We start from the raw sequence: 6,649 nt of genomic DNA, 5'->3' as shown, positions 1-6,649 counted from the left end.
GGCGCCATCATCTTCCAAGGCACGACAGCAGCAAAGAAAGCATCCGCTCAAAAGCGAGTGTGACATCCGGACAGCGGACATTTTAACTTTGCTAAAAGCGGACATTTCTACTTTGCTGTTACACACCGTACGGTTGAGTGTGCCGACGGCACACCCGACGTCACCATTCACAAGTTCGGGTTTAGCGAACCACCTTACAGCAATTTATCCAGCGTAATCGGCAACTCGCGTATCCGCTTCCCGGTCGCGTGATACACGGCATTTGCCACCGCTGCCGCCACGCCCGTAATCCCGATCTCGCCGATCCCTTTCGCGCCCAGCGGATTGACATGGGGATCGTCTTCCTCCACCACTTCCACCTCGATGCTGCCGATGTCGGCATTCACCGGCACGTGGTATTCGGCCAGGTTGCCGTTCACGGCCCGCCCGTCGCGCAGATCGAACACCGTTTCCTCGAACAGGGCCATGCCGAGCCCGAAGACGATGCCGCCCATCAGCTGGCTGTGCCCGGTCTTGGCGTTCATCAGCTTGCCCACGCCATAGGCGCCGACCACACGCGGCACGCGCACCGTGCCCAGCGCTTCGTCGACGTGCACCTCGACGAACACCGCGCCAAAAGCATGCATCGAATACTTCTTGCTGGCGTCGCCGGGATCGGCTTCGGCCCGGGCCTCGATGGCCGCGCCGCCATGGCGCACGACGATGTCGGTCATCGACTCGCCTTTTGACGCATCGCCGCGCAGGAACAATCGGCCGCCATCGATCTCGACTTCATCGGCCAGCGCGCCATGCAGCGGCGAGCGCTCGTCGGCCACGGCGATGCCGACCAGCTTGAGCTTCAGGGCATGCGCGGCCGCCTTCACCGCCGGCGCCACGCTGGCGACCGTGGTCGAGCCGCCCGAGACCGGCGCCTCCGGCAGGCGCGAGTCCCCCAGCTCGAAGCGCACACGCTCCACCGGCAAGCCGAGCGCCTCGGCCGCCACCTGGGTCATCACGGTATAGGTGCCGGTGCCGAGGTCCTGGGTGCTGGAGCGCACCACCACCATACCGTCCGCATCGATCGTGGCTGAGGCTGCGCCTTTCGAGCGGTTGGTCGGGTAGGTGCAGGTTGCCATGCCCCAGCCGACCAGTTTGTTGCCTGCGCGCATCGAGCGCGGTTGCGGGTTGCGCCGGCTCCAGCCGAAGCGTTCGGCGCCGACTTCGTAACATTGGCGCAGGGACTTGCTCGAGAACGGCAAGTCCTTGCCGGGGTCGCGCTCGGTATAGTTCTGCAGGCGCAGTTGCAGCGGGTCGATGCCGAGCTCACAGGCGAGCTCATCCATCGAGGACTCCAGCGCGAACGAACCCGAGGCTTCGCCCGGCGCGCGCATGAAGGTCGGCGTGCCCAGGTTCATGCGCGCCAGGCGGTGCGTGGTTTCCTCGTTCGGCACCTCGTACATCATGCGCGTCATCAGGCCGCAGGGTTCGATCCAGTCCTCGATCATCGAGGTGTAGGCAACGGTGTCGTGGGCGGTGGCGGTGAGCCGGCCATCAAGCATCGCGGCCAGGCGCATGCGCTGGTCGGTGACCGGGCGCGCGCCCACCGGGCCGAACATCTGGTTGCGGTCGAGCACCAGCTTGACCGGGCGCCCCGCGCCTTTCGCAGCCATCGCCGCCAGCACCACGTGCGACCACACCGAACCCTTGCAGCCGAAGCCGCCGCCCACGTACGGGCACAGCGCCGTGACCTTTTCTTCGGGAATACCGAGCGTGCCGGCCACGGTGCGCTGCACGCCCTTCATGTACTGGGTCGAGTCGTACAGGGTGAGATGGTCGCCGTCCCAGGCCGCGATTGTCGCGTGCGGCTCGATGGGGTTGTGGTTCTCGACCGGCGTGCGGTAGCTGACGTCGATGCGCGCGCTGCCCGACAGCAGTCCGGCCTGCAAGTCGCCGCGCTGGGTATCGGGTTTCTGGGTCAGCACCTTTTCCGGCGGGTGGGTGTGCTGCTTCGCCGCCTCGAAGTCGAGCTGGGCGGGCGTGCGTTCGTACTCGATGCGCAGCCGCGCAGCCGCTTCGCGCGCGGCCTCGAAGGTCTCGGCCACGACCACGGCAATCGGCTGGTTGTTGTAGTGAACCTGGTCGTCCTGCAGCAGCGACAGCACGCGGCCGATCGGCGGCGAGACCTTGCCCTCCTTCGTTTCCTGCGGCAGGCGCAGGGCGTTTTCGTGCGTCATGATGTAGAGGACGCCCGGCACGCCCTCGGCCTCGCCGGCGTCGATGCGGGTGATGCGCCCGTTCGGCACCGTGCTGGTAACCATGACGGCATGCGCAAGATTGTCTACGGGATGCTCGGCCGAGTAGCGGGCGCTACCGCTGACCTTGGCCCAGGCGTCGACTCGATTGATGGGTGCGCCGATGATGCTCATGCCGATTCTCCTACCTGTTCCGTTGCAGCCGGTCCGGTGGTGCCTGCGGCTACTTGCAATGCCCGCACCACCGCGCGCTGCGCCAGTGCGATCTTGAATCCGTTATGGGACTGTGCCTGGGCGCCGGCAACGGCCAGCTCGCCCGCGCGGCGCAGGTTATCCTCGCTCAAGGACTGGCCGCGCAGCGCATCCTCGGCCTCCTGCGCGCGCCAGGGTTTGTGCGCCACGCCGCCCAGCACCAGGCGCAGGTCGCGCACCACGCCGTCCTGCAGGTCGAGCGCCGCCGCCACCGACACCAGGGCAAAGGCATAGCTGGCGCGGTCGCGCACCTTCAGGTAGTGCGAGTGCGCGCCGAACGGTGACGCCGGCAAGTCCACCGCCGTGATCAGTTCGCCGTCCTCGATGACGGTGTCGAACTGCGGCGTGTCGCCCGGCAGGCGGTGGAAGTCGGTGATCGGCACGCTGCGTTCGCCGTTCGGGCCGGAGAGGCGCACCGTGGCGTCGAGCGCCGCCAGGGCCACCGCCATGTCGGACGGGTTGGTGGCGATGCAGTCCGGGCTGGCGCCGAGGATGGCGTGGATGCGGTTGAAGCCGTCGATGGCGGCGCAGCCCGAGCCCGGGTCGCGCTTGTTGCAGCTTTTAAAGGTGGGGTCGGTGAAGTAATAGCAGCGCGTGCGCTGCAGCAAATTGCCGCCGACGGTGGCCATGTTGCGCAGCTGGGCCGAGGCGCCGTTCAGGATCGCTTCCGACAGCACGCGGTAGCGCCCGCGCACCAGCGGGTGGTTCGCGGCCGCGGTGTTGCTGGCCATGGCGCCGATGCGCACTCCGCCATCGGGCAATTCTTCGATGGCATTCAGCGCCAGGCGGCTGACGTCTACCAGCCGCGTCGGGCGTTCGACGCCGCTCTTGTACAGGTCGAGCAGATTGGTGCCGCCGCCGATGAACTTGGACCCAGGCGCACGCGCCAGCTCGACCGCGTGGGCGACGTCGCGCGCCCGCTCGTAGGAAATCGAATGCATGGCCTCTCCTTTATACCGCTGCCGCGGTGCGGATCGCAGCCACGATGTTCTGGTAGGCGCCGCAGCGGCACAGGTTGCCGCTCATGCGTTCGCGGATTTCGTCCTCGTCCAGCCCCTGCGGACGTTCGCCGCGGGTGACGGCGCTGGCCTGGCCTTCGGCGATTTCGCGCAGCAGGGCCACGGTCGAACAGACCTGGCCCGGCGTACAGTAGCCGCACTGGAAACCGTCGTGGTCCATGAAGGCCTGCTGCACCGGATGCGGCTGGCCATCCTGGGCCAGGCCCTCGACGGTGGTGATCTCGCGGCCGTCGTGCATCACGGCCAGGGTCAGGCAGGAGTTGATGCGCTGGCCGTCGACCAATACCGTGCAGGCGCCGCACTGCCCGCGGTCGCAGCCCTTCTTGGTGCCGGTCAGGTGCAGGGTTTCGCGCAGCGCGTCGAGCAGGCTCACGCGCGGCTCGAGGTGCAGTTGATGCTCGCTTCCGTTGATGCGCAGCGTCAGCGGCTGCGGTGGAACATACGGCGCCGCCACGGGCGCCAGCGGGGTCAGTTCGTCGTCTGGCATCGTCTACTCTTCGCTAAGGTTATTGGGATGGTTCAGTTCCTGGTCTCAGCCCTTCACGCACACGATCTGCTTCAGGGTATGCACCACTTCCACGAGTTCGTCCTGGGCCTGCATGACGGCGTCGATGTCCTTGTAGGCCATCGGGATTTCATCGATCACGCCGTCGTCCTTGCGCGACTCCACGCCCCGCGTGGCGCGTTCGACGTCGGCGCTGGTGAAGCGGCGCTTGGCTTCGGTGCGGCTCATGGTGCGTCCTGCGCCATGGCTGCAACTATTAAAACTTTCCGGGTTGCCCTTGCCGCGCACGATGAAGCTTTTTGCGCCCATCGACCCGGGAATGATGCCCAGTTCTCCGGCTTTTGCCGAGACCGCACCTTTGCGGGTGATCAGCACATCGCGGCCGAAGTGGCGTTCCTGCTGCACGTAGTTGTGATGGCAATTGACTGCCTCCACGTGGGTCTCGAAAGGCTTGGTGATGACGCTGCGTACCGCGTGGATCAGGTTCTGCATCATCACTTCGCGGTTGGTGCGGGCGAACTTCTGGGCCCAGCCGACCGCCTCGATGTAGTCCCGGTAGTGCTGGGTGCCTTCTTCCAGGTAGGCCAGGTCCTGGTCGGGCAGGTTCACCATGTGGCGCCGCATGTCCTGCTTGGCCAGCTCGATGAAATGGGTGCCGATGGCATTGCCCACGCCGCGCGAGCCGGAGTGCAGCATCAACCACACGAAGTTGTCTTCGTCCAGGCAGATCTCGACGAAATGGTTGCCGCTGCCCAGGGTGCCGAGGTGCTTGTAGTTATTCGTACCGCGCAGCTTGGGCCACTTGCGGCACAGGGCGTCGAACTCGTCCTTCAGCTTGGCCCAGCCGGCATCGACGGGCGGCGGCGGACGGTCCCAGGAGCCGACATCGCGGCCCTTGGCGTTGCGCGTCTTGTGCGACATGCCGTGCGGAATGGCCTGCTCGATGGCGCTGCGCAGCTTGCCCAGGCTGTCGGGCAGGTCGGTCGCGCGCAGGGTAGTCTTGGCGGCCATCATGCCGCAGCCGATGTCGACGCCGACGGCGGCCGGAATCACCGCCCCGAGCGTGGGGATCACGCTGCCGATGGTCGAGCCCTTGCCGAGATGCACGTCGGGCATGACAGCCACGTGGTGGTAGATGAAGGGCAGCTGGGCAAGCTTGCTTAATTGCTCCCTGGCGGCTTCCTCGACCGGTACGCCGCGGGTCCACATCTTGACCGGCTTGGCGCCGCGGGCTTCCAGCGTTTCGTATGCAAGCTGTTTCATGGATGCGCTGACTGGTGAAATCGACAACGGCTTCATCATGGCCCAAATCGCCGGAGCGGGGAGTCCGGGAGGATTCGACTGCGCAGTTGCGGCGTGCGGAGAGGCCGTTCTATACTGGCTGAGGCGCCATTTCGCGCCGGACCATGGAACCTTGCATGCGAAAACTTCTCCTACTGACTCCCCTGCTGCTGGCCGGCTGCGTCGACGACTCGGCCACGTATTACATCGAGGGCAATACGCACGCGCTGACCGTGCGCGCGGTGCAGGAGCAGTTCTGGAAGAAGGAAGTCACGCTGGACCTGATCGCGGCGCGCATGCCCGATTGCCAGCGCCGCTTCGAGCTGGCCACGCTGCCGGTGTCGGATGTGGAACTCGAACTGTTCGGCTCCGGGGACAACGTCTACACGATCCGCGCCGGCGACACGGCCTGGCGCTTCGAGACCGGGGGCTGCAGCCAGATGGAAGAACCCGAGCAGGTGACCGGGCAGCCGCTCGGCCTGTTCCACTTCGACGAAAACAAGCAGCTGGTGTTCGAAGAGGCGGAAGCGCCGACCGAGTGACCTGTTTTCATAGAGTGCTTGGCAGCACCCCAGAGCAAGGCGCATCGTCGAAGACAGTACTGTCAGTACGGCGAGACGATGCAACGCCGCTATGGGGCGCTGCCATGCGCTCTAGGGGCGCAGCCAGCCGCGCTTGATGGGCGCGCGCAACACGCGCCGATACACCACCTGCATCTGCGGCACCACCAGCGCCGCCAGCGCCTGGCCGGTCCTGGTATTCACCAGCAAGGCCGCCACGCCCGAGGTAACCAGTGCCCCGGCCATGTCCAGCGGCCAATGCACACCCAGGAATACCCGCGCCCAGGCTACCACCACACCCAGCGCCAGCAAGGCGATGCCGAAGCGGCGTGCTTCGCGCAGCGGTCCGAACGCCAGTGCCAGCGCCACCGAGAACATGCTGGTGCCATGGTCGCTCGGGAAGGACGAGTCCGGCGCGTGGAACATGAAGGTCTGCCCGACCTCGGCCATGAAAGGACGCGGATGGAACCACGCCAGGCCGATCATCTTGTTGAGCGTCAGCGCGATCACGGCGGCCAGGAAGGCGCGCACGGCGGCTTCGCGCCCGGCGGTATCGCCGTTCATCCACATCAGCACCAGGCCGAGCGGCAGGATCATGATCACCCATTCGGCGGCAAACACGGCACCGTGCAGGCGCCAGCCTTCCAGGCCGGGTGCGGAATTGATCAGTGAAAACAGGTACAGGTTGAGTTGGTCGAACATCCGGGCGCCGGCGTGAAAGAAAGACAATAGCTCCAGCGTAGCTCAGCCGTTCGGCGCGCACGGCTTGAAATCGCAACAGAATGTGACAAGGCAGGAACC

6 protein-coding genes are annotated in these 6,649 nt (G+C 66.0%); 1 reads left to right on the top strand and 5 read right to left on the bottom strand.

Annotated features, from left to right (window positions below; all coding sequences use genetic code 11):
* Positions 1 to 194 precede the first annotated feature (194 nt).
* Genes LK540_RS07730 through LK540_RS07715 form a run of 4 tightly spaced genes read right to left on the bottom strand, consistent with a single transcriptional unit; the run spans position 195 to position 5,270 of the window.
* Positions 195 to 2,405, bottom strand: a complete 2,211-nt coding sequence (locus LK540_RS07730; RefSeq protein ID WP_229436559.1) for a xanthine dehydrogenase family protein molybdopterin-binding subunit — start codon at positions 2,403 to 2,405, stop codon at positions 195 to 197.
* Positions 2,402 to 3,424, bottom strand: a complete 1,023-nt coding sequence (locus tag LK540_RS07725; protein WP_229436558.1) for a xanthine dehydrogenase family protein subunit M — start codon at positions 3,422 to 3,424, stop codon at positions 2,402 to 2,404. The genes LK540_RS07730 and LK540_RS07725 overlap by 4 nt, the downstream gene beginning before the upstream one ends.
* A gap of 10 nt (positions 3,425 to 3,434) precedes the next feature.
* Positions 3,435 to 3,989, bottom strand: a complete 555-nt coding sequence (locus LK540_RS07720; RefSeq protein WP_229436557.1) for a (2Fe-2S)-binding protein — start codon at positions 3,987 to 3,989, stop codon at positions 3,435 to 3,437.
* Positions 3,990 to 4,034: 45 nt separating this feature from the next.
* The gene (locus LK540_RS07715; protein ID WP_229436556.1) at positions 4,035 to 5,270 is read right to left on the bottom strand and encodes an RtcB family protein; all 1,236 of its coding nucleotides are present in this window, start codon (positions 5,268 to 5,270) and stop codon (positions 4,035 to 4,037) included.
* Between the two features lie 155 nt (positions 5,271 to 5,425).
* On the opposite strand from LK540_RS07715, the gene LK540_RS07710 reads away from it, so the two are divergent.
* Entirely contained in the window at positions 5,426 to 5,830 is a 405-nt protein-coding gene (locus LK540_RS07710; RefSeq protein ID WP_229436555.1) for a hypothetical protein, read from the top strand.
* Between the two features lie 111 nt (positions 5,831 to 5,941).
* On the opposite strand, the gene LK540_RS07705 is transcribed toward LK540_RS07710, so the two are convergent.
* Positions 5,942 to 6,550, bottom strand: a complete 609-nt coding sequence (locus tag LK540_RS07705) for a phosphatase PAP2 family protein (RefSeq protein ID WP_229436554.1) — start codon at positions 6,548 to 6,550, stop codon at positions 5,942 to 5,944.
* Positions 6,551 to 6,649 lie beyond the last annotated feature (99 nt).

Source organism: Massilia sp. IC2-278, from assembly GCF_020708045.1.
Taxonomy (GTDB): Bacteria; Pseudomonadota; Gammaproteobacteria; order Burkholderiales; family Burkholderiaceae_D; genus Telluria.
Note: the sequence above shows the minus strand (reverse complement) of the source record. Positions and strands in the feature narration are given on the sequence as shown.